Annotated in this window: 21 protein-coding genes; 13 read left to right on the top strand and 8 right to left on the bottom strand. The window is 65.6% G+C overall.

Features of this window, described 5'->3' with window-relative positions:
• Positions 1–157 precede the first annotated feature (157 nt).
• On the top strand, positions 158–535 hold the full coding sequence (locus I6F28_RS18555; protein WP_051057095.1) for a PRC-barrel domain-containing protein: 378 nt from the start codon (positions 158–160) through the stop codon (positions 533–535).
• A gap of 190 nt (positions 536–725) precedes the next feature.
• Here the strand turns inward: I6F28_RS18555 and I6F28_RS18550 are convergent, their stop codons facing one another.
• Together I6F28_RS18550 and I6F28_RS18545 are read right to left on the bottom strand one after the other, a co-directional pair.
• Positions 726–941, bottom strand: coding sequence for a hypothetical protein (locus tag I6F28_RS18550; RefSeq protein WP_036011828.1), 216 nt, complete (start codon positions 939–941; stop codon positions 726–728).
• Positions 942–1695: 754 nt separating this feature from the next.
• Positions 1696–2334 (bottom strand): TetR/AcrR family transcriptional regulator, encoded by a 639-nt coding sequence (locus tag I6F28_RS18545; RefSeq protein WP_128262772.1) that lies wholly within the window; start codon positions 2332–2334, stop codon positions 1696–1698.
• A gap of 252 nt (positions 2335–2586) precedes the next feature.
• Between I6F28_RS18545 and I6F28_RS18540 the strand changes: the two genes are divergently transcribed.
• The 3 genes from I6F28_RS18540 to I6F28_RS18530 are packed head-to-tail and all read left to right on the top strand — an operon-like array spanning position 2587 to position 6384.
• A complete protein-coding gene (locus I6F28_RS18540) occupies positions 2587–3084 on the top strand; it encodes a (2Fe-2S)-binding protein (protein WP_036011822.1) in 498 nt (165 codons plus the stop codon).
• Positions 3081–4136 carry an FAD binding domain-containing protein gene (locus I6F28_RS18535; protein WP_036011819.1) on the top strand — a complete coding sequence of 352 codons (1056 nt, stop codon included), beginning with the start codon at positions 3081–3083 and terminating at the stop codon, positions 4134–4136. The genes I6F28_RS18540 and I6F28_RS18535 overlap by 4 nt, the downstream gene beginning before the upstream one ends.
• Positions 4129–6384 carry a xanthine dehydrogenase family protein molybdopterin-binding subunit gene (locus I6F28_RS18530; protein WP_225140449.1) on the top strand — a complete coding sequence of 752 codons (2256 nt, stop codon included), beginning with the start codon at positions 4129–4131 and terminating at the stop codon, positions 6382–6384. Before I6F28_RS18535 ends, I6F28_RS18530 begins: the two co-directional genes overlap by 8 nt.
• A 177-nt stretch (positions 6385–6561) precedes the next feature.
• Here the strand turns inward: I6F28_RS18530 and relB are convergent, their stop codons facing one another.
• Positions 6562–7110, bottom strand: a complete 549-nt coding sequence (gene relB, locus I6F28_RS18525) for a type II toxin-antitoxin system RelB family anti-toxin (RefSeq protein WP_018646206.1) — start codon at positions 7108–7110, stop codon at positions 6562–6564.
• 161 nt (positions 7111–7271) lie between these two features.
• Between relB and aptA the strand changes: the two genes are divergently transcribed.
• Positions 7272–8600, top strand: a complete 1329-nt coding sequence (aptA, locus tag I6F28_RS18520; RefSeq protein WP_036011812.1) for an omega-aminotransferase AptA — start codon at positions 7272–7274, stop codon at positions 8598–8600.
• Positions 8601–8666: 66 nt separating this feature from the next.
• On the top strand, positions 8667–9932 hold the full coding sequence (locus tag I6F28_RS18515) for a D-amino acid dehydrogenase (protein WP_036011809.1): 1266 nt from the start codon (positions 8667–8669) through the stop codon (positions 9930–9932).
• Between the two features lie 149 nt (positions 9933–10081).
• Here the strand turns inward: I6F28_RS18515 and I6F28_RS18510 are convergent, their stop codons facing one another.
• Positions 10082–10738 (bottom strand): helix-turn-helix domain-containing protein, encoded by a 657-nt coding sequence (locus tag I6F28_RS18510; protein WP_225140448.1) that lies wholly within the window; start codon positions 10736–10738, stop codon positions 10082–10084.
• A 178-nt stretch (positions 10739–10916) separates the two neighbouring features.
• On the opposite strand from I6F28_RS18510, the gene I6F28_RS18505 reads away from it, so the two are divergent.
• The 4 genes from I6F28_RS18505 to I6F28_RS18490 are packed head-to-tail and all read left to right on the top strand — an operon-like array spanning position 10917 to position 14380.
• Positions 10917–11675, top strand: a complete 759-nt coding sequence (locus I6F28_RS18505) for an ABC transporter substrate-binding protein (RefSeq protein WP_036011803.1) — start codon at positions 10917–10919, stop codon at positions 11673–11675.
• A 28-nt stretch (positions 11676–11703) separates the two neighbouring features.
• Positions 11704–12357, top strand: coding sequence for an amino acid ABC transporter permease (locus I6F28_RS18500; RefSeq protein WP_024341720.1), 654 nt, complete (start codon positions 11704–11706; stop codon positions 12355–12357).
• On the top strand, positions 12354–13085 hold the full coding sequence (locus tag I6F28_RS18495; protein WP_225140447.1) for an amino acid ABC transporter ATP-binding protein: 732 nt from the start codon (positions 12354–12356) through the stop codon (positions 13083–13085). Before I6F28_RS18500 ends, I6F28_RS18495 begins: the two co-directional genes overlap by 4 nt.
• Positions 13086–13096: 11 nt before the next feature.
• Complete coding sequence (locus tag I6F28_RS18490) at positions 13097–14380, top strand: NAD(P)/FAD-dependent oxidoreductase (RefSeq protein WP_225140446.1); 1284 nt, start codon at positions 13097–13099, stop codon at positions 14378–14380.
• Positions 14381–14432: 52 nt separating this feature from the next.
• Here the strand turns inward: I6F28_RS18490 and I6F28_RS18485 are convergent, their stop codons facing one another.
• Positions 14433–14651, bottom strand: coding sequence for a hypothetical protein (locus I6F28_RS18485; protein WP_081494583.1), 219 nt, complete (start codon positions 14649–14651; stop codon positions 14433–14435).
• A gap of 149 nt (positions 14652–14800) precedes the next feature.
• A complete protein-coding gene (locus I6F28_RS18480) occupies positions 14801–16390 on the bottom strand; it encodes a gamma-glutamyltransferase family protein (protein WP_225140445.1) in 1590 nt (529 codons plus the stop codon).
• 122 nt (positions 16391–16512) lie between these two features.
• Between I6F28_RS18480 and I6F28_RS18475 the strand changes: the two genes are divergently transcribed.
• Positions 16513–17286, top strand: a complete 774-nt coding sequence (locus I6F28_RS18475) for an enoyl-CoA hydratase-related protein (protein ID WP_109145186.1) — start codon at positions 16513–16515, stop codon at positions 17284–17286.
• 140 nt (positions 17287–17426) lie between these two features.
• Here the strand turns inward: I6F28_RS18475 and I6F28_RS18470 are convergent, their stop codons facing one another.
• Both I6F28_RS18470 and I6F28_RS18465 read right to left on the bottom strand, forming a co-directional pair.
• Positions 17427–17603 carry a hypothetical protein gene (locus tag I6F28_RS18470; protein ID WP_172788150.1) on the bottom strand — a complete coding sequence of 59 codons (177 nt, stop codon included), beginning with the start codon at positions 17601–17603 and terminating at the stop codon, positions 17427–17429.
• A gap of 9 nt (positions 17604–17612) precedes the next feature.
• Positions 17613–17846, bottom strand: coding sequence for a DUF6894 family protein (locus tag I6F28_RS18465; RefSeq protein ID WP_036011788.1), 234 nt, complete (start codon positions 17844–17846; stop codon positions 17613–17615).
• 198 nt (positions 17847–18044) lie between these two features.
• Here I6F28_RS18465 and I6F28_RS18460 point away from each other — a divergent pair, with 198 nt between their 5' ends.
• Both I6F28_RS18460 and I6F28_RS18455 read left to right on the top strand, forming a co-directional pair.
• Positions 18045–20132, top strand: coding sequence for a PQQ-dependent sugar dehydrogenase (locus tag I6F28_RS18460; protein WP_225140444.1), 2088 nt, complete (start codon positions 18045–18047; stop codon positions 20130–20132).
• Positions 20089–21027, top strand: a complete 939-nt coding sequence (locus I6F28_RS18455; protein ID WP_036035942.1) for an SMP-30/gluconolactonase/LRE family protein — start codon at positions 20089–20091, stop codon at positions 21025–21027. The genes I6F28_RS18460 and I6F28_RS18455 overlap by 44 nt, the downstream gene beginning before the upstream one ends.
• Positions 21028–21126 lie beyond the last annotated feature (99 nt).

Here is a 21126-nt window from a genome sequence, read left to right as displayed (position 1 = left end):
ACTCAGATATCACGCGCTGGGTTTGAACGCTCCAGATGCCGACTCATCCGGGACAGCGGCGCAACAGTAGGCAGCTGCGACATGTTCTCCTAAGGCAGGAACGGCTCCGCGATGGCCGAGTTAAGCCGGCAAAACCACCTTACCAAGGAGCAAAGTCATGGCCCGTGCAACAGCACATCCGGATCATCACTGCATCTCAAGCGAGGACATTGAGGGAACCGAGGTCTATGGAGCAGATGGGACGAATATCGGCGAGATTGATCACCTCATCATCGACAAGGTGTCAGGCCGCGTGGCTTATGCGGTCATGAGCTTTGGTGGATTTGTGGGCTTGGGTCACAGCCACTACCCGATTCCCTGGGGCGCTCTGACATATGACACGTCGCTTGCCGGCTTTCGAACCAATATCACCGAGCAACAGCTGAGGGATGCGCCTGAGTTCAGCGATGACTCCTGGGAAGATCGAGACTGGGAAACGCGAACTCACCGGTATTATGGAACGCCAACCTACTGGGAAGGGCGAGGTGGCCTATAACGCCAGCGGCGCGTCAGGACAGCTGATCTGACGGCGGCACAAACATCAGAGGTCGTGCAAGTCGCCGATCGGCCAGAAGCTGATTCTGCGTCGTTGAAATGGCGCAACCCTGTTTAGTGCCGATGGCGAGATCATACTGCGCCATAGTTGGCGTTTGATCGAAGGGATGTTCGAAAGCACGGGCCGAGAGCTACGGTATCAGCTCTCTCAAAATGTGATCGCGGTGCGCGAGGTGCCGCGCCAGTGTCAGCCGAAATGTTTCGCCGATAGCGCGAGCCAAGCTCGTGTCGTGCCCCGAAAGCTCAAGGTCCGCAATTCGAACCTCCTGCTCGGAAAGGTGTCGGTCGGCCAGTGAAATGTGCTCTTCGGCTTCCGCCAGATGGCGAAGCGCCATGGCGCGATCCATTTGTCGCTCCCATGCATAGATGCAGGCGGGAGCACGATTGGTCTCTCAGCCACCGACGCCTACGGCACGGCCTTGGCCGGTGATGACAGGCAAGTTATCTCAGCAAACTCGGCGCAGCAATCCTTTGAAGTTGCTCTAATCAGAGCGGTTACGGATCTGCGACAGGTCGGTTCGCGCTCCAGCAAGTCCTGCTGCACGGCCATGGCTCGCCATTGCCGGGCGGCTTCGCGCAGGCTATGGGCCACCACGTTGTCGCGCGTTAGATCAGCAAGCTTTTCGCGTCCATCGGCTCGCTCTAGCATCTGGTCTGGCCAGCATTGTCTAATCCGGTTTTCCGATGAGGCCGATATGCCTGCCACGGCCCGGAAGTGCATTCAGGTGTGTTAATGAAGCCTTTACGTTCTTGGAAACGGCTCGCGGCTTGAACGCTGCGCCACCCTGGTCAACTTTGTTTCGTCCTCATTCGGAAACGGCTCTTGAGTCTTACGGCCTAGAAACGTATCCGGCTTTGGACAGCGTTGAAGCACCTCGGTCGCCTCCGCCACGACCTCGCGGGCACGTTGAAGCGCCAGACGATCCTGTCTGAGCGAATTGGTGAGCCGGGGCAAATTGAGAACTGGCGCCATGCCTGAACCTGCCATGTCGCAAGTCGAAGCGATGTATCAAATGATCCTTTGAATCGGATTAGGTGACAACAGTTCCATGTTTAGCGAAGTCCGCTCGGGGTCAGCGGCTCCCATCGGCAAGCTCCAGCCTAGCGCTTTCGCTTCGTCGCCGGCTTCGTCGTCTTCGACGAGCGCGCCCTGGCCTTGCTGGGAGGCCGCACGCGCAAGCCGTCGACGAATACGTCGAGCAGACGCAGCGCCGTCGCTTGCCAGCCGGGCTGGTCGTGAACGTAGCACATGCCGAAGAAGGCGCGCAGCAGATCCTCCGGGCTGATGTCGGCGCGCATCTCGCCGGCTGCGATGGCGCGGTCCAGCAGCGAGCCGATCGCCTTGGTCAGACGCTCGAAGGAGAAAGCATGCAGCTCCGACCCGCTCTGCACCGCGAGCGCGAGCGCTGCCATCATCCCCTTCTTGGTCGCAACAAACTCGACCCCTGATCGCAGCCAGCGCCGCAGCGCCTCGACCGGATCCTTGGCATTCTTCAATTGCTCGGCCAGCTCGCTGAGCTGCTCGACCTCGCGGCGGTACACCGCCTCGAACAAGGCCTCGCGCGTCGGGAAATGCCGATACAGCGTGCCGATGCCGACCCCGGCGCGCTTGGCCACCGCTTCCAGGCTCGCCTCCGAACCGCCCGCGCTGAACACCAGCTTTGCCGCTTCGAGCACGCGCTCGCGATTGCGCACGGCATCGGCGCGGGGTTTGCGGGTCTGGTCGGTGTGGTCGTCCATGGCGCGCAATGTAGATCACGAATTGGTTAGATTGAACCCTCGCCGGACCCGCGCAGGGCTGCATCGCGTTGGTGACGCACGCGCTTTTGACGAATTCCAGATTTTTCCGCGCCGCCCTTGTTAAGCGGAGGCTGCCTCCGTATCTTCCGATCAAGCGTCGGACGCATCGTGTTCGGACGGCGCTATTCGACAGCGGCCACGGCGGTGGCGCGCTGCGCGATGACTCATGTCCAAATCTGATCGGAGCCTTGTATGAACCACTCCATCAGCCTCACCGTGAACGGTGCGCGGCGCGATTTCGTCCTCGACGATCCGCGCGTCACGCTGCTCGATCTCCTGCGTGAGCGCCTTCATCTGACCGGAACCAAGAAGGGGTGCGACCGCGGCCAATGCGGCGCCTGCACCATCCTGGTCGACGGCAAGCGTATCAATTCCTGCCTCGCGCTCGCCATCAGCCATGACGGGGCCGACATCCTCACCATCGAAGGCCTCGCGCGCGGCGACCAGCTCCATCCCGTGCAGGCCGCCTTCATCGCACATGACGGCTTTCAATGCGGCTTCTGCACGCCGGGCCAGATCATGAGCGCGATCGGCATGATCAGAGAAGGCCAGGCCGGCAACGATCCCGAGCGCGTCCGCGAATGCATGAGCGGCAATCTGTGCCGCTGCGGCGCTTACGTCGGCATCGTCGATGCCGTGCTGGACGCGCAAGGACAGATGGACGAGACCAATCAGAGGCGTTCCGCATGAAACCGTTCGATTATGTCAGGCCGGCCACCGTCACTGAAGCGGTTGCGGCGGCGGCCCAGCCCGGCGCGGTGTTTCTTGCAGCCGGCACCAACCTGCTCGACCTGATGAAGGGTGGCATCAGCCGTCCGGACCGGCTGGTCGACGTCACGCGTCTCGATGGGCTCGATCAGATCGAGACTCTCGCGGACGGGTCTTTGCGCATCGGCGCGCTGGTGAGCAATGCCGACCTCGCGCATGATGCGGAGTTCGCGCGGTCCTATCCCGCAGTGGCCGAAGCGCTGCTCTCGGGAGCGTCGGCTCAATTGCGCAATGCCGCCACCGTCGGCGGCAATTTGTTGCAACGGACGCGTTGCGCGTATTTCTACGACACTGCCAGCCGCTGCAACAAGCGGGCGCCGGGCTCCGGCTGCGACGCGCGCGACGGCGACAACCGCAGCCATGCCGTGCTCGGCTGGAGCGAGAGCTGCATCGCCACACACCCCTCGGATTTCTGCGTGCCGCTGGTCGCGCTCGATGCCATCGTCGAGATCGAGGGCAGGGGCGGCCGGCGCGAGGTCGCGCTCGACGAGCTGCACCGCCTGCCCGGCGATGCGCCCGAGCGCGAGTCGGTGCTCGAGCCCGGCGATCTCATCGTCGCGGTGCGCCTGCCGCCTGCCGCACGCGGCTTTGCCGCGCATGCGCGTTACCTCAAGGTGCGCGAGCGCACCTCCTATGCCTTTGCTGTCGTCTCGGCCGCGGCTGCGCTGCGGATCGAGAACGGCAGAATCGCACAGGCGCGGCTCGCGCTCGGCGGCGTCGCCGCAAAGCCCTGGCGCGCCCGTGCAGCGGAAGACGTCCTCAAGGGCGTCGCGCCGACCGCCGACGCGTTCCAGGAGGCAGCCCTGCGTGCGCTCGAGGGCGCGAAGCCATCGGGCGACAACGCCTTCAAGATCGAGCTCGCGCGCCGCATCGTCGTGCGCGCGCTGACCTTGGCCGCCGCCGGGACGCCTGCGCGTATCCCCGCGCTGCCGGCCTCTCCCTTCGCCTCGACCTCCGGAGCCGTCCATGTCTGAGCTCAATTTGACCAGTGCGCCCGCACATCTCAGGCACGGCTCGAATATCGGCCAGCCGCTGACCCGCCGCGACGGCATCCTCAAGGTGACGGGGCAGGCGAGCTATGCTGCGGACAATCATCCGCCCGGCATGCTGTTTGCCGTGATGGCCGTCTCGAGCATTGCGCGGGGCCGTGTGGTCTCGCTCGATGTCGCTGCCGCAAAACGCCGTCCCGGCGTCGTCGACGTCATGACGCCCGATCACAAGCCAGCGCTCGCGATCGACCCCGACCTCAAGACCAATCCGTTCGTATTCCGGATGGAGGTGTTGCAGAGCAATGAGGTCCGCTACGCCAATCAGGCGATTGCGGTCGTGATCGCTGAAACGCTGGAGGCCGCGACGGAAGGCGCCGCGCTGCTGGCCCCACGTTACGAGGTGCAGCCTGCGCTGGTCGGCCTCGATGCCGGCGAGAGCTTCGTGCCGCCGGTCGTCGGCGTCGGTAATCCCACGGAAAGCCATCGCGGCGATGTCGAGGCGGGCCTCGCCGCGGCCGACAAGCAGATCGACGCGATCTACGAGACGCCGCCGCAATATCACAATGCCATGGAGCCGCACGCGATCGTGGCGCGCTGGGAGGGTGACAAGCTCTTCTTGGACACGCCGAGCCAGGCCATGGTGATGGCTCGCGGCCGCGTCGCCGAGCTGTTTGGCCTCGCGCCGGAGAAGATTCACATCCGCAGCCCGTTCCTCGGCGGCGGCTTCGGCTCGAAGGGCTTCCTGACCGGGCCGCAGATCCTCGGCGTGATGGCGGCGAAGCTGGTCGGCAGGCCAGTCAAGCTGGTGCTCCGCCGCGAGCAGATGTATGGCCCGGTCGGCCACCGGGCGCCGACGCGCCAACGCCTGCGCCTCGGCGCCGATGGCGAGGGCCGCCTGACTGCGCTCGATCATCATGCGCGAACCGTGTCGAGCACCTTCGACGATTTCTACGAGCCTGCCGCCGATGCCTCGCACACGCTCTACGCGGCGCCCGCGATCCGCACTTCGCACGATGCCGTGCGCGTCAACACCGGCACGCCGCTGTTCATGCGCGCGCCGGGCGAGGCGACCGGCTCGATCGCGCTCGAGAGCGCGATCGACGAGATGGCCTGGGCCTGCGGCATGGATCCGCTCGCTTTCCGCCTGAAGAACTACGCCGAGGTCGAGCCGATGACGGGGCGGCCGTTCTCCTCCAAGGCGCTGCGCGCCTGCTACGAGCAGGGCGCCTCGCGCTTCGGCTGGGCCAAGCGTCCGCTGCAGCCGCGGCAGATGCGCGACGATGCCGGCCTTCTGGTCGGCTGGGGCATGGGTACGGCGACCTTCCCGGCGCTGATGTTCCAGGCCGAGGCGCGCGCGGCGATCCGCCGCGACGGCTCCGGCGTGATGGAGATCGGCGCGCATGACATGGGGCAGGGCGCCTGGACGGCGCTGGCGCAGATCGCGGCCGATTCCGTCGGTCTCGACATCGACCGCCTCGACTTCAGGTCCGGCACGTCCGACCTGCCCGATGCCGGCATCGCCGGCGGCTCGGCGCACACGGCAACCGCAGGCGCTGCGATCCACAGCGCCGGTGCCGCCGTGATCGGAAAGCTCGCCGATCTCGCCACAAGCGACGAGCGCTCGCCGCTGTTCGGCGCCGGCAATGCCGGCGTGATCGCGCGCGACGGCAGGCTGATCCGCCGCGACGATGAGAGCCGCAGCGAGAGCTATGCCGGGATTCTGGCGCGCGCGGGCGTTGCCGAAGTGGAGGCGCGCGGCACCGGCGCGCCGAACCCTGCGGCGATGGAGCAATATGCGATGCACGCCCACGGCGCGGTGTTCGCCGAGGTGAAGGTCGATCCCGAGCTCGGCCAGGTCCGCGTCAGTCGCATGATCGGCGCCTTCGCCGCCGGCCGCATCATCAATCCGCGCATGGTGCAGAGCCAGCTGTTCGGCGGCATGATCTGGGGCATGTCCTTCGCGCTGCACGAGGCGGCGATCACAGACCGCCGCAGCGGGCGGATCATGAATGCCAATCTCGGCGAGTACCACATCCCCGTGAACGCCGACGTGCCGCCGCTCGACGTCATCACCGTCGAGGAGCACGATCCGCACGTGAATGCGCTCGGCATCAAGGGTGTCGGCGAGATCGGCATCACCGGCAGCGCCGGCGCGGTCGCCAACGCGGTCTGGCACGCCACCGGCGTGCGCGTCCGCAACTTTCCGATCCGGATCGAGGAACTGCTGACGTAGCTCTAGCTCTTCCGAAACAGGCGGCCCCGGAGTGCCTAGGAGTCCGGGCCATAACCTCAGCACCTTTGCGCGAGGCTGCTCGGCTACGGCTCCCAACATATCAAGCTGCGGTTCGCGGAAATTGCGGTGGCTCAATATCCGCTAGATCCTCGCCTCCGTACGATTGCGGAGGGACCGTCAGAACGTCGGCGGCGTGCAGGCCGAGATCACCTCGCACGGTTTGCCGCCGACGCAGCGGAAGCGATGCGGGCGGCGGCTCTCGAAATAATAGGCATCGCCGGGATTGAGGATGCGGCGCTCGTCCTCGACGGTGACCTCGAGCTTGCCCGAAATCACGATGCCGCCTTCCTCGCCGTCATGGACGAGATGCACGCGCCCGGTGTCGCTGCCGGGCTCGTAGCGCTCCTTCAGGATCTGCAGGCTGCGGCCGAACAGATTGTCGCCGACCTGCCGGTATGAGATCGGCTTCTTGCCGACTTCGGTGAGCTCCTCGGCGCGGTAGAAGATCTTGCGCCTGGACTCCGGCTCCAGCGCGAAGAATTCCGCGAGCCCCATCGGGATGCCGTCGAGGATGCGCTTGAGCGCGCCGACCGAAGGGTTCATCTGGTTGGATTCGATCAGCGAGATCGTCGAATTGGTGACGCCGGCGCGCTTGGCCAGCTCGCGCTGCGACAGCTTGTGGCGCGCCCGGATGAATCGCAGCCGTCCACCGATGTCGACGCTCATGTTCTGGTCCTTGCCCTGGGTCCCGTGTTGCAGGTGTTGCGGATCGCGCAAATATGGACCGGCAGCCCCAGTTAAATCAATGGCTTGCAGGTCACCAGAAAAGGACTTGTTGCGCCATCCAAGCCATGGCTCAGCTATGGGGTCAGCACAGGAGCGCGGCCGTGACCCTTCATCAGATTCCGAACACCATCAAGACCGATTCGTACTGGATGCCGTTCACGGCCAATCGGCAGTTCAAGAAGTCGCCGCGCCTGTTCTCCTCGGCCGAGGGCATGTACTACACCAGCGTCGATGGCCGCCAGGTGATCGACGGCTCCGCCGGGCTCTGGTGCGTCAATGCCGGCCACGGCCGCAAGCAGATCGCCGCCGCCGTCGAGCGCCAGCTGATGACGCTGGACTTCGCGCCGTCGTTCCAGATGGGCCATCCGCTGGCATTCGACTTCGCCGAGCGTCTCGCCGAGATCGCCCCAAAGGGCCTCGACCGCGTCTTCTTCACCAATTCCGGCTCCGAGTCGGTCGACACCGCGCTGAAGATCGCGCTGGCCTATCACCGCGCCAACGGCCAGGCCAGCCGCACCCGACTGATTGGTCGCGAGCGCGGCTATCACGGCGTCGGCTTCGGCGGCACCTCGGTCGGCGGCATGGTCGCCAACCGCCGCGCCTTCACCACCCTGCTGCCAGGCGTCGACCACATCCGCCACACCCATGATCTCACCCGCAACGCCTTCGCCAAGGACCTGCCCGAGCACGGCGCCGAGCTCGCCGACGATCTCGAGCGTCTGGTCGCCCTGCACGGCGCGGAAACGATCGCCGCCGTCATCGTCGAGCCGGTGCCGGGCTCGACCGCGGTGTTGCCGCCGCCGAAGGGATATCTGCAGCGCCTGCGCGAGATCTGCGACAAGCACGGCATCCTCCTGATCTTCGACGAGGTCATCACCGGCTTTGGCCGCCTCGGCACGCCGTTCGCCGCCAACTTCTTTGGCGTCACGCCGGACCTGATGACCACGGCCAAGGGCATCACCAACGGCACCGTGCCCTGCGGCGCCGTGTTCGCCAGCCGCAAGGTGCACGACGGCATGATGACCGGCCCGGAGAACCAGATCGAGCTGTTCCACGGCTACACCTATTCGGCGCATCCGGTCGCCTGCGCCGCGGGCATCGCGACCCTTGACATCTACAAGGACGAAGGCCTGCTCACGCGTGGTAGCTCGCTCGCCGAATACTGGCGCGATGCGCTGCATTCGCTCAAAGGTCTGCCGAACGTCGTCGACATCCGCAATTGCGGCCTGATGGGCGCGGTCGAACTCGCGCCGCGTGGCGGCGTGGTCGGCGCGCGCGGCTACGACATGCTGGTCGAATGCTTCAACAACGGCCTCTATCTGCGCACCGGTGGCGATTCCGTCGCGATGTCGCCCCCGCTCATCGTCGAGAAGAGCCACATCGACCAGATGATGTCGATCCTCGGCGACGCCATCAAGAAGGTGGCCTGATAATTGCTCTCGCCGCTAGCGAGTTGTGTCCTTGCAGCGGCGAGCGCCGCGGGAGTTTGACGAAGCGTGAAAGTTCTGATCCTCGGCAGCGGTGTCATCGGTGTCACCTCTGCCTACTACCTCGCGCGTGCCGGCCATGAGGTGACGGTCGTCGACCGCCAGCCGGAGCCGGCACTGGAGACCTCCTTCGCCAATGCCGGCGAGGTGTCGCCCGGCTATTCCTCGCCCTGGGCCGGCCCCGGCGTGCCGGTCAAGGCGATCAAGTGGCTGTTGATGAAGCACGGCCCGCTGGTGATCCGGCCGAAGCTCGATCCGGTCATGTGGGTCTGGCTGCTCAAGATGCTGCGCAACTGCACCAGCGCGCGCTACGCAGTTAACAAGAGCCGGATGATCCCGATCGCGGAATACAGCCGCGATGCCTTGCGTGATCTGCGCCGCGACATCGGCATTCAGTATGACGAGCGCTCGCAGGGCACGCTGCAGCTGTTTCGCTACCAGGCCCAGCTCGACGGCACGGCCGAAGACATCGCCGTGCTCAAGCAATACGGCGTTCCCTTCGAAGTGCTGAACCGCGAGGGCTGCATTGCGGTCGAGCCGGCACTTGCCGGCGTGAAGGAGAAGTTCGTCGGCGGGCTCCGCCTGCCGCAGGACGAGACCGGTGACTGCCACATGTTCACGCAGGCGCTGGCGAGGCACGCCCAGGCGCTCGGCGTGCGCTTCCTGTTCAACACCTCGATCGACCGTATCGTCACCGATGGCGCGCGCGTCAGCGGTGTCGCCACCAGCGCCGGCCTGCTGCAGGCGGACGCTTACGTGCTCGCGCTCGGCAGCTGGTCGTCGCGGCTCCTGGCGCCGCTCGGTATTTCGCTGCCGGTCTATCCGGTGAAGGGCTATTCGATCACGGTGCCGATCAAGGACGCCTCCGGCGCGCCGGAATCCACCGTGATGGACGAGAGCTACAAGGTCGCGATCACCCGCCTCGGCAATCGCATCCGCGTCGGCGGCACCGCCGAAATCTCCGGCTATTCGGACAAGCTCTACGACGCACGCCGCGCCACGCTCGATCATTCGCTGACCGACCTGTTCCCGCGCGGCGGCGACCTGTCCAAGGCGACGTTCTGGAGCGGCCTGCGCCCGATGACGCCGGACGGCCCGCCCGTGATCGGCCGGACCCACTACGCCAACCTCCACCTCAACACCGGCCACGGCACGCTCGGCTGGACCATGTCGTGCGGCTCGGGCCGCGTGCTCGCTGACATGCTGTCGGGCAAGAAGCCGGACATCGACGTCAGTGCGTTGTCGGTGGAGCGGTACAAGCACCGGTTTGGCTAAGGCTCTATCCCTCGTCATTGCGAGGAGCCCTTGCGACGAAGCAATCCAGGCTGTCTCCGCGGTGAGACTATGGATTGCTTTGCTGCACTCGCAATGACGGCGTGGAGACGCCGCGGATTTCTTCCACCCGCCGCGTGCGTTGAAAGCAGCTACCCCGCCCCCGTCACGCAATTCACCCACAGCACCACGGCCTTCGCATCCTGCGCCGGATTGGAAAACCGGTGCGGCCTGCGGCTCGCGAAGCGAAAACTGTCGCCCGTCTTCAGCGACCACGTCTTACTGTCCACCGTCAGCATCATCTCGCCTTCGAGCACGAGCCCGGCCTCTTCGCCGTCGTGGGTGTAGAGCTCATCGCCGGTGGAGCCGCCGGGCTCAAGATGCACCAGGAACAGATTGAGCTTGTTGTCGCTGCTCGCCGGGCTCAGCAATTGCTTGGACACGCCCGTGCGCCACAGCTTCAATTCGGGCCGCTGCACTCCGCGCGTCACCACCTGATCCGATGCGCCGTCGGCGCTCGGGCTCGCGCCGAACAGCGCGGCGATGCCGACGCCGAGCACGTCGGCGAGCGTCGCCAGCACCCGCAGCGACGGCGACGACAGCCCGCGCTCGATCTGGCTGAGGAAGCCGATCGACAGCTCCGTGCGCGCGGCGACCGTCTCCAGCGAGAACTGCCTGACTCGCCTGAGATCCCGGATGCGGCGGCCGACCGCGACGTCCATCGCCGGCTCGGCCGGCTTGGCAGCGGCTTTGGCTTTCACCTTGGCCGGCCTGTTCCTGGCCGGCTTTGCGGCGGCCGGTTTGCGCATTCTTTTGCCACCGCTCACGTCAAACCGCTTTCTTCATGTGCATGAAAACCGCTTGCATCACCCGCGAAAGTGTGACCAAATTTTCATATTGGTGAAAATAGGCCGAAACGGGCCGGCCCGCAACGTTTGATCGCGACATGCGCGCGCCGCCGCCGACCAGGCCCAAAAGGGGGATGCGATGAAGCGTTTTGTTCAGGCCGCAGTTGCGGCGCTCGCCATTGCCACAGCGGTGCCGGCAGCGGCGCAACAGGCTCTGAAGGTCGGCTCGACTCCGACGGGCATTCCCTTCACCTTCCTCGACACCAAGACCAACACCATCCAGGGCATCATGGTCGATCTCATCACCGAGGTCGGCAAGGATGCCGGCTTCAACGTGCAGATCGAGCCGATGGCGTTCTCGGCGCTGATCCCCTCGCTGACTTCGAGCAAGATCGACATCATTGCGGCAGCGATGTTCATCACGCCGCCGCGCAAGGAGGTCATCGACTTCTCCGACCCGATCTACAGCTACGGCGAGGGCCTCGTGGTGCCGAAGACCGACACCAAGGCTTACGCCACGCAGGAGGACCTGAAGGGCGAGACTGTCGGCGCCCAGGTCGGCACGGCCTTCGTCGACGCGCTGAAGAAGACCGGCCTGTTCTCCGACGTGAAGGCCTACGACACCATCCCGGACATCCTGCGTGACGTGAACACCGGCCGACTCAAGGCCGGCTACGCCGACTATCCGATCCTCGCCTACAATCTGAAGCAGGGCGGCTTCCCCGAGGTGCGCCTGGTCGACGGCTACAAGCCGGTCACGGTCGGCTCGGTCGGCATCGGCGTGCGCAAGGGCGAGAGCGCACTGCTCGGCAAGATCAACGCTTCGCTGGCGAAGCTGAAAGCCAACGGCACCATCGACAAGATCCTCGATAAATGGGGCCTGAAAGCACAAGGTTGATCGATAGAAGCTGATCGAAGGCTGCCCGATGAAAGGCTTCTGGCGCGACGCCGTCGAGTTCTTCCCGATCCTGCTGAACGGCGTCGCGCTGACGATCATCGTCACGATCGGCTCGCTGTTGCTGTCGACGGTGCTCGGCCTGGTCTGGGCGATGATGCGGGTCTCCGGCATCAAAGCGCTGTCGATGCTCAGCGCCAGCCTGATCAACGTGATCCGCGGCATCCCGATCATCGTGCTGTTGTTCTACCTCTACTTCGTGATGCCCGATCTCGGCGTTACGCTCAGCGCGTTGCAGGCCGCGATCCTCGGGCTCGGCATCGCCTATTCGGCCTACCAGGCCGAAAACTTCCGCGCCGGCATCGAGGCGATCGACAAGGGGCAGATCGAGGCGGCGCAGTCGATCGGCATGGGCTGGTGGCTCACCATGCGCCGCGTGGTGCTGCCGCAGGCCGTGCGCATCGTGCTGCCGCCCTACGGCAACGTCATGATCATGATGCTGAAGGATTCCTCGCAAGCCTCGACCATCACGGTCGCCGAGCTCGCGCTGCAGGGCAAGCTGATCGCGTCCTCGACGTTCAAGAACACCAGCGTGTTCACGCTGGTCGCCCTGATGTACCTCACCATGAGCATTCCGCTGATCCTCTTGGTCCGTCACTTCGAGAAGCGGGCCGGCAAGCGATGATCGAGCTGAGCGACGTCTACAAGAGCTTTGGCAAGGTCGAGGTGCTCAAGGGCATCACGGCGAGCGTCGAGAAGGGTGAGGTGGTCTGCATCATCGGCCCCTCCGGCTCCGGCAAGTCGACCATCCTGCGCTGTATCAACGGCCTCGAAAGCTACGACCGCGGCGAGATCAGCGTCGAGGGCTTGAGGGTCGATCGCGACGCGCCCTCGATCGTGAACATCCGCACCCAGGTCTCGATGGTGTTCCAGCGCTTCAACCTGTTCCCGCATCGGACAGCGCTGGAGAACGTGATCGAGGGGCCGCTCTTCGTGAAGAAGGAGCCGCGCGCCCAGGTACTCGAGCGCGGCCGCGCGCTGCTCGCTCAGGTCGGGCTTGCGGAAAAGGCCGATGCGCATCCGCCGCAGCTCTCCGGCGGGCAGCAGCAGCGCGTCGCCATCGCGCGGGCGCTCGCCATGCAGCCCAAGGCGATCCTGTTCGACGAGCCGACCTCGGCGCTCGACCCCGAGCTGGTCGGCGACGTTCTCGGCGTCATGCGCAAGCTCGCCGACGACGGCATGACCATGGTCGTCGTCACCCACGAGATGGGCTTTGCGCGCGACGTCGCCGATCGTGTTCTGTTCATCGATGGCGGCGTCATCGTCGAGCAGGGGCCGGCGAAATCGGTGCTCAATCAACCGCAGCACGCGCGGACGCAGGACTTCCTGCGCCGCGTGCTGCATCCGCTCTGACCGGTTTCGACATGACGCGCCTGCCTCTGCCGCCCTCGCTCTATGCCGATACCGCCGTGGCGCCGGTTGCCACGCCGCCGCTCGATGTCGACGAGAGCGTCTCGGTCGCGATCGTTGGCGGCGGCTACACCGGCCTTTCCACCGCGCTGCATCTGGCCGAACAGGGCGTCGAGGCGCTGGTGCTGGAGGCGCAGGAGCCGGGCTGGGGCGCGTCGGGTAACAATGGCGGCCACACCAATCCCGGCCTGAAGCACGACCCTGACAAGATCGAGGCCGATTTCGGCACCGAGCTCGGCCGCCGCATGATCGCGTTCGCCTACGGCACGACCAACTTCACACACGATCTGATCCGCCGCTACCAGATCCCGTGCGAAGCGCGGCAGAACGGCACCTTGCGCGCGGCTTACAACGAGAGCAGCGCCGCTGCGATCGAGAAGACCGCGCAGCAATGCATCCGCCGCGGCATGCCGGTGAATTATCTGAACCGCGAGCAGTTGCGCGAGATGACGGGCACCGACCGCTACATCGGCGCGATGTTGGATGCACGCGGCGGCGATCTGCATCCCCTGAGCTACGCCCGTGGTCTTGCCCGCGCTGCGATCTCTGCGGGCGCGAAGGTTCATGGCGAGACGCCGGCATTGTCCCTGCGCCGCGACGGCACGCGCTGGCGCATCGAGACGCCGCGCGCAGTGGTTCATGCGGATAAAGTCCTGCTCGCCACCAACGGCTTCACCGACGATCTCTGGCCGGCGCTCCGCCGCACCATCGTGCCGGTGTTTTCCTCGATCGCCGCCACCGCGCCGCTGTCCGACGCGGTCGCCCGTTCGATCATGCCGACGCGCCCCGTCCTCTACGAGAGCGGCCACATCACGGTCTACTATCGCATCGATCAGCAGAACCGTCTGTTGATGGGAGGCCGCGGCCCGATGCGCTGGATCAAGTCGCCGCATGACGTCGCCTATCTCATGCGTTATGCGGAGCGACTCTGGCCGCAGCTCAAGGGCGTCGTCTGGACCCACGGCTGGAACAGCCGGCTCGCCATCACCGGGGATCATTACCCCCACGTGCACGAGCCCGCCGAGAGCGTTTTGATCTCGCTCGGCTGCAATGGCCGCGGTGTCGCGCTTTCGACCGCGATGGGCGCGCAGCTCGCCCGCCGCCTGATCGGCGGCACCAAGGCCGAGATCGACATGCCCATCACGGGCATCAAGCCGATCCCGATGCACGCGTTCTGGCCGGTCGGCGTGACCACCGCCGTGATCGCGGGCCGGGTGCGGGACCGGCTCGGCATATGAAGAAGGCGCCGCTCGGTGAGGAGCGACGCCTTGCTCGAATCTTAGATCGGCTTTAGCAGCGACCCTGCTTCCAAAGTCCGGGCGGGCACGCGTGACCGCGCCAGCCGACCTTGCGACCGTGGTACCAGCCGAACGACTTGCCATGGTGATGATGGCCCATCTTGTGGCCATGACCATGTCCATGTCCGTGCCCACCCTTCGCCAGTGCGGGGCTCGTAAATGTGAAGCCGGCCGCAATGATCAGCGAGGCGGCGAGCGCAAGTTTCTTCATGATGTCCTCCGGTGGGGGGCGAGCGCATTTGTCCGTTCAGTGAACGAACGGTGGGAGAGTAAGTTCCCTGCGAATGTGGAGGAGTCGTGACGCTCGCCTGGATACGTAATTGCGCTGGCGCTCAACGCGCGCTGGCATGTCGAGCGAAGTCAAGCCTCCGCCACCGCATCGGCCCAGGGTTGGAAAATCTCGACCGCGCCGGAATTGAGCTCGCCCTCGCGCATCACGACGCTCGGACAGGCGAATTTCTGCGGCAGCGCCTGCACCCGGCTCTCTTCATAGTCGAAGCGCGCGGCCAGGGCATTGCGCACCTCCGCCGGCAGCCGCGCATCGCCGATCACCACCGCGCCTTCGCTGGCGTCGATGCGCGGCTGGTGAATGGCGGCGTCGAGGTCCATGCCGTAATCCATCGCGAAGGATACGAGCTGCATCACCGACGGCAGGATGCGGCGTCCGCCGGAGGCGCCGATTGCGAGGCGCTTGCCATCCTTCGTCTCGGCGATGACGGGCGTGTAATTGCAGAGGCAGCGCTTGCCCGGTGCGAGCGAGTTCGTGGTACCAGGCGTCGGATCGAACCACATGATGCCGTTGTTCATGGTGATGCCGGTGTGCGGTGTCACGTATCGCGAACCGAACGACGAGAGCAGCGTCTGCGTCACCGCCGCGATGTTGCCGTGACGATCGACCACCGAGAAATGCGTGGTGCAGGCCGGCGCGAGATATTCGGCGCCGAGCGAGCGCTTGCCGTCGGCATCGCCCATATCCTTGAGACGCTCGCGGAAGGCGGCCTGCAGGGCGCGCGCATATTCGACATAGGCGCCGGCATCCGGCGCGTCTGCCGGCGTCAAGCTCTGCTGCAACAGCCGTAGCGCATGCGCCATCGTCGGCCCTGCGGTGAGCTCCGGGGTCGCGAACACCTTGCCTTCGCGATAGGGAATCGCCAGCGGCGCGCGCACATGGGCGCGGAATGCAGCGAGATCTTCCACCGACAGCGAGCCGCCGTCGGCCTTGATGTCGGAAGCAATGCTCCTGGCGAGATCGCCCTGATAGAAATCGCGCGCGCCCGCGTCCGCAAGATGTGACAGCGTCGCCTTCAGGGCATCCTGCGGCAGCCGCGTCTCAGCCTTGATGCCCCACGGCGCGGTCGGCGGCAGGCCGTCCTTCAGATACGCGGCCGCGCTCGCGTGGTAGCGTCTGAGATCGGCGGCCGAGCCCGCGATCGTCACCGTCGTCCACCAATCGACCAGCAGGCCTTCGCCGGCGAGCCGAGCTGCCGGCGTGACCAGATCCTTCCACGGCAATTTGGCGTAGCGGCGGTGCGCCTCTTCCATTCCGGCGACGACGCCGGGGACGGCAATCGCGCCGGGACCATGGATGTTGCGATCGTCCTTCACCCGCGGCCAAGGAAACAGGTCGGAGACGGCGCCGTCGCCGCTGAGCGGATAGTCGGCAGTGCGCAGGCTCTGCGGCGCGCACATGCCGTAGTCGATCACCTCACAGCGATTTTCCTTGGCGCGGTAGAGCACCATCGCGCCGCCGCCGCCGATGCCGCTGTTCCAGGGTTCCAGGACGTTGAGGGCAAACGTGGTCGCCACGATCGCGTCGACGCAATCGCCGCCCGCGGCCAGCACCTGCGCCCCGGCTTCGGCCGCCCGCCGCGATTGCGAGGCGACGATGCCGCCCTTGGAGGTGACGGCGGGCTTGCGGACGGTCTGGTTGAGGCTGAACTGGTGAGGCATGGTGTCGTCTTGATCTCTGGATTCAGTTGCGTCGTGCACTGAGGTTGAAAGCTCTGCGATTGGCGAAGCGCGCGGACAATGGCACATTGCCGCCAACGAGAACATCGAAAGGGAGGCGCGGCATGGCTGGTGTGAAACAGGCGCGGGATGGCGCGGTCGGGATCCTGACGCTCGACGAGCCGGCCAGCCTCAACGCGATGACGCCAGACCTGCTCGGCGCACTTGCCCTAGCCGTCGGCGAAATGACGGGGGACGAGGCCATCCGCGCGCTGGTGCTCACGGGCGCCGGGCGGGGATTTTGCTCAGGACAGAATTTGAAAGCCTCAGAGGCGCTCGGCGAGGACATCGCGGCCGGCGTGATGCGCTTCTACTGGCCGGCCTTCAAGGCCTTGCGCGAATGCCGAGTGCCTGTCGTCGTTGCCGTCAATGGCGTCGCGGCCGGCGGCGGCTTCAGTCTCGCAATGGCCGGCGACATCATCGTCGCGGCGCGGTCGGCGAGCTTCATCCAGGTGTTCAGCCGCATCGCGCTGGTGCCCGATCTCGGCTCGACCTGGCTCTTGCCGCGGCTGATCGGCCGGCAGCGCGCGCTCGAGCTGATGCTGCTCAATGAGCCGCTGACGGCGGAACGCGCCCAGGAGATCGGCCTGGTCCGGCAGGTCGTCGACGACGCCAAGTTGATGGATGAGGCGTTAGGTTTGGCGCGCCGCCTCGCCGAAGGACCGACGCGCGCTTTGGTCGCAACCCGCGCTCTGGTCGAGGAGAGCGAGCATGCGACCTATGAAGCGCAGTTCCGCCGCGAGATCGAGCTTCAGGCCACGATCCGCAAGAGCGCGGACGCCATGGAAGGCCGCAATGCGTTCGTGGAGAAGCGCAAGGCGAAGTTTACCGGGAGGTGAGGTGGGCATGCTTCTCATCCAACCGTCATGCCCGGGCTGTCCCGGGCATCCACGTCTTCCTATCCGAGCCCCCAAAACGTGGAATGGCCGGGTCAAGCCCGGCCATGACGACGATTAGTGCGATTTCTACGGCCGCGCGCTCAGCGCATGCGATCCAGCCGGCTGGCCTGGTACTTGGCGCGCCATTTCGGGCCGGGTCCGCGCATGTAGTGCAGCTCGGGGCGGTAGGGATTGGCTGCGACGCGGATCAGCGTCTGCCATCTGGTGGCGACGAAGCTGAGGGGCTGGCGCAGCAGGCTCAATGAAGCGAGCAACATGGCATCACCTCAATGCGGCTTGCCGAGCATGGCGGTGAAGGGGAGGTCGAACAGATCCTCGCCGTCGGAGCCGCTGACGTGGATCACCCAGTCGCGCCAGTCCTCGGCGCCGGGGGTCTGGATCATCGAGTTCATGATCTGAGCGGCGCGGTCGCGCGCCTCGGTCAGATTGGCGACTGCGGCGCCGTAGCGGTCGATCAGCGTGCCCTCGGTGTTGGAGCAGTGAAAATAGACCTGGACCATAGGCGCCTCCTGTAGAAAGCGATCGGGACGGCAAACCGATACCACCCCAAGCATTCGCGAAACATTCGGGTCGAGCCCGGTAAGGAAATCTACGGATATTGGTCGGACCCAAGGTCGTTACAGGTTTAATCACAGGCGGGTGATGACTGGACGGCACCGCGGCGGCATGGAACAACGCCCGCGGGAAGGCGGCTCACGGTGAACCAGTTCACATTCGATCGCGAACGGCCAAATTTGCGCTTGCCTGCAGCGGTCGTTCTTGCAGCGGGCTTCGCCGCCGCGCTGCTCGGCTTCGCCCCGGCTTCGTCCGAGCCGGTCAGAAAGAGCGGCTACGCGATCGGCACGGAAGCCTGCGGCAGCGGCGATCTCGCCTTTCCCAGGATCCAGATCGACATGAAGGCGGGATATTGCGCCGGCCTCGTCGCCAGCGAGGGGGACCGCCTCAAATTTCCGCGCTCGATCGTCCAGGTGCCCGGCCGCGACCTTTTGGTGGTCGCCGATATGGGCGGCTGGGGCCACACCGACGGGCGGCTGCTGCTGCTCGATCCGCGTGCCCCGCAGGGGCAACGCTTCAAGGAGCTGCTGACGGGGATAGAATATCCGTTCGCTCTCGTCATCGGCCCGGACAAAAAGCTTTATGCCTCGACGGCGCAGACGATCTTCCGGTTCGACCCGCTCGCGGACAATCCACGCAGCACGGTCGAGACCATCATCCGTCACATGCCCGGCCGCCGGATCACGCTGCCGGATGGCACGAGGACCGATGAGAGCGCGCACCCGTTCAAGCAGTTCGTGTTCGACCGGAACGGCCGGCTGTTCGTCAATGTCGGCTCGCACAGCGACGATTGCATCACGCCTGCGCCGATCACAAAACCCTGTGCGGCGGCCGAGGGCGTGTCCGCGCTGGCATCGATCTGGCTGTTCACGCCGCCCGCAGGCGGCGTCTTCCCGGCATTGAAACCTGGCGATCCCGACCCGCCGCACATTGTCTATGCGCGCGGCCTGCGCAACTCGATGGCGCTGGTGCTGCACCCGAAGTTTCCGGACGCTGGCTACGCCTTCCTGCAAGGCGAGAACGCCCGCGACCTGCCCGACATCTTCAAGCCGAACGAGGAGATCAACGCGATCGAGCAGGGCAGGCACTACGGCTGGCCCTATTGCTACGATTTGTCGACGCCGAGCCCCGAATTCAGGCTCGTGCTGCAATCGGGCGCGTACAAGTCGTTCTGCTCGGCCAATGCGCTTTACAAGGCGCCGCTCTCGCTGCTGCCGCCGCACGGCGCGCCGCTCGCGATGCTGTATTACCACGGCGCCAAATTCCCGGAGCTGGAGGGCAAGCTGCTGGTCGGTCTGCACGGCTATCGGCCGACCGGGAGCCGGCTGCTGGTCTATGCCGTCGACGATCACGGTTTTCCAAAGCCCAGCGCGGCACCGGTGCGCTATCACGTCAGTTGCGCGGCCGAGCCGACCCGCAGTTTCCGGACCGATGCCGGCGAGGTCGCCGCCGCGCCGTTCGAAGAGCTGATCGCCGGCTGGCACCGCGTCAACGGTGCGCGGCCGCAAGGTGCGCCGGTCGGCATGACGGTGACGGAGGACGGCGCGATCTGGCTGGTCGAGGACAAGAACAAGACTGTGATCCGGATCGATCGCGCGGCCGGCGAGCGACCTCAGCCGCTCCCCTGCGATACGCGCAGCCAGGCGATGATCGACCAGCTCGCAGCCTTCGTCGCCAGAGACGCGCAGAACAGCGTTCGCCTCACCACCTTGCGCAAGGGCCTCGTCGAGAAACATTGCGTCGGCTGCCATTCGGATTTCGGCCTGAACGCGGGGCAATCGGATGCGGAGAAGGACAGGGCAGTCCTGCACTTCATGCTGGCGCAGGACGGCTGGATCTACCCTGGCGATCCCGACGCCGGCAGGCTGCGGACGCGCCTGCGCGGCCTAGGCGCCGAGAAGCTGATGCCGCCGGGCGGCGAGAGCCTGCCCAAGACCGAGCCCGGTTACACGCGCCTGCTCGATACCGCGGACCTGTTCGTCGCCAAAATGGTGCCGGGCACGCGGATGCGGATCAAGCTAGGCCCGCCGCAGCGGAAGTTTTTCAGCAAGGCCAACAAGGAATGCGGCGAAATACCGGCTGGAAACGTCGTCGTCGTGACACAAAGGAGCGCTGTAGACAGACCCGGCTTTAGCCGATTCTTCCGGCCAGCCGATCCCTATCTGAACGGCGAGTGCACCGACGGCGATGGCTATTACATCCGGCAGGAACTTCTGGTGCCTGTGCAGTAGCATCCTGCTGGTCACGACGCTGCCGGCCGCTGCCGAAACAAAACTGTTCGAAAGCGCACAGGTGACGCCCGCCAGCGAATACACCTTCGGCATCGAAGGGCCGGCCGCCGATCTCGACGGCAATCTGTTCGTCGTCAATCTCGGCAAGCCCGGCACCATCGGCAAATTGCCCGCTGGTGGCGCCGCCTCGGAGCTGTTCACGACGCTCCCCGAAGGCAGCGTCGGCAACGCGATCCGTTTCGATCGCAGCGGCACCATGTTCATCGCCGACTACAAGAAGCACAACATCTTCGCCATCCCCAAGGGTGCGACCAAGCCCGCGGTGTGGTTTCACTCCGGCGAGATGAGCCAGCCCAACGACATCACGATCGCGCCGGACGGCACGATCTATGCGAGCGATCCGAACTGGAAGGGGCGCGAAGGCCACATCTGGCGCATCGCCAGGGGAGCGGACGGTACGGTGCGGGGGCAGGTGATGTCGACGCCGCGCGCCATGGGCACCACCAACGGCATCGACCTCAGCCCTGACGGCAAGACGCTCTATGTCGGCGAATCCAGCAGCGGCCAGATCTGGTCCTATGCGATCAGCGGCAACGAGCTGACGGCTGCAAAACTCGTCAAGGCGTTTCAGCCCGACACCATCGACGGCCTGCGCACCGACGTTGCCGGCCGCCTCTACGTCGCGCGCATTCTCAAGGGCACGATTGCGCTGATGAAGCCGACCGGCGCGGTCGAGCGCGAGATCCCGCTGAAGGCCAAGGAGCCGACCAACATTGCCTTCGGCGGCAGCGACGGCAAGACCGTCTTCGTCACCCAGCGCCAGGGTGGCTTCATCGAGTCCTTCCGCACCGACCAGCAGGGCCGCGAGCACTGCCTCCAGCGCGGCCGCTGCTGAGCTTCGCAAGCGCTCTGCTTTCCGCGCAGGGCAGCGCGACGATGGGCGGCATTCTTATTGCTTGCATCCGGCGGCCGTGGCGATCAAGACTCTGCGGCA

This window comes from Bradyrhizobium sp. NBAIM14, from assembly GCF_020193895.1.
Classification (GTDB): domain Bacteria; phylum Pseudomonadota; class Alphaproteobacteria; order Rhizobiales; family Xanthobacteraceae; genus Bradyrhizobium; species Bradyrhizobium yuanmingense.
The sequence above is the reverse complement of the archived record's forward strand: the minus strand, read 5'-3'. Positions and strand labels throughout refer to the sequence as shown.

Coding starts and splice junctions, on each gene's coding strand:
- I6F28_RS18535 (WP_036011819.1), top strand. CDS start 3,081: ATGAAACCGTTCGATTATGTCAGGCCGGCCACCGTCACTGAAGCGGTT.
- I6F28_RS18470 (WP_172788150.1), bottom strand. CDS start 17,603: ATGTTGCTCGCTTCATTGAGCCTGCTGCGCCAGCCCCTCAGCTTCGTC.
- I6F28_RS18545 (WP_128262772.1), bottom strand. CDS start 2,334: ATGGACGACCACACCGACCAGACCCGCAAACCCCGCGCCGATGCCGTG.
- I6F28_RS18475 (WP_109145186.1), top strand. CDS start 16,513: ATGGCTGGTGTGAAACAGGCGCGGGATGGCGCGGTCGGGATCCTGACG.
- I6F28_RS18465 (WP_036011788.1), bottom strand. CDS start 17,846: ATGGTCCAGGTCTATTTTCACTGCTCCAACACCGAGGGCACGCTGATC.
- I6F28_RS18485 (WP_081494583.1), bottom strand. CDS start 14,651: ATGAAGAAACTTGCGCTCGCCGCCTCGCTGATCATTGCGGCCGGCTTC.
- I6F28_RS18550 (WP_036011828.1), bottom strand. CDS start 941: ATGGATCGCGCCATGGCGCTTCGCCATCTGGCGGAAGCCGAAGAGCAC.
- I6F28_RS18495 (WP_225140447.1), top strand. CDS start 12,354: ATGATCGAGCTGAGCGACGTCTACAAGAGCTTTGGCAAGGTCGAGGTG.
- I6F28_RS18540 (WP_036011822.1), top strand. CDS start 2,587: ATGAACCACTCCATCAGCCTCACCGTGAACGGTGCGCGGCGCGATTTC.
- I6F28_RS18530 (WP_225140449.1), top strand. CDS start 4,129: ATGTCTGAGCTCAATTTGACCAGTGCGCCCGCACATCTCAGGCACGGC.
- relB (WP_018646206.1), bottom strand. CDS start 7,110: ATGAGCGTCGACATCGGTGGACGGCTGCGATTCATCCGGGCGCGCCAC.
- I6F28_RS18510 (WP_225140448.1), bottom strand. CDS start 10,738: ATGCGCAAACCGGCCGCCGCAAAGCCGGCCAGGAACAGGCCGGCCAAG.
- I6F28_RS18555 (WP_051057095.1), top strand. CDS start 158: ATGGCCCGTGCAACAGCACATCCGGATCATCACTGCATCTCAAGCGAG.
- I6F28_RS18480 (WP_225140445.1), bottom strand. CDS start 16,390: ATGCCTCACCAGTTCAGCCTCAACCAGACCGTCCGCAAGCCCGCCGTC.
- I6F28_RS18500 (WP_024341720.1), top strand. CDS start 11,704: ATGAAAGGCTTCTGGCGCGACGCCGTCGAGTTCTTCCCGATCCTGCTG.
- I6F28_RS18455 (WP_036035942.1), top strand. CDS start 20,089: ATGGCTATTACATCCGGCAGGAACTTCTGGTGCCTGTGCAGTAGCATC.
- I6F28_RS18505 (WP_036011803.1), top strand. CDS start 10,917: ATGAAGCGTTTTGTTCAGGCCGCAGTTGCGGCGCTCGCCATTGCCACA.
- I6F28_RS18490 (WP_225140446.1), top strand. CDS start 13,097: ATGACGCGCCTGCCTCTGCCGCCCTCGCTCTATGCCGATACCGCCGTG.